This window comes from Cellulomonas sp. GbtcB1 (genome assembly GCF_019091725.1).
Taxonomy (GTDB): domain Bacteria; phylum Actinomycetota; class Actinomycetes; order Actinomycetales; family Cellulomonadaceae; genus Cellulomonas.
Genome location: NZ_JAGXJG010000691.1, coordinates 1 through 230 on the forward strand (window position 1 = coordinate 1; position 230 = coordinate 230).

Annotated in this window: 1 pseudogene; it reads right to left on the reverse strand. The window is 75.2% G+C overall.

Annotated features, from left to right (window positions below):
* Positions 1 to 230: pseudogene (locus tag KVT14_RS21830) on the reverse strand (beta-ketoacyl-ACP synthase); the annotation flags it as partial.

Sequence of the window (230 nt, forward strand, 5' to 3'; positions counted from 1 at the left end):
CGATGAGCGCGTACTGCGCGGACGGGTCCATCTTCTCCATCTCGGGCCGGGGGAGGACCTCCTCCGGGCGGACCGCGAGCGTCGCGGCGAAGCCGACCGGGAGGCCGTACTTCTCGCTCCAGTCGTTGTCGAGGGTGCGCGCCCCCGACGTGCCGGCCAGGGCGGCCTGCCAGGTGGTGGGGACGTACCCGCCGAGCGGGGTCGGGGCGCCGAGGCCGGTGGCGACGACT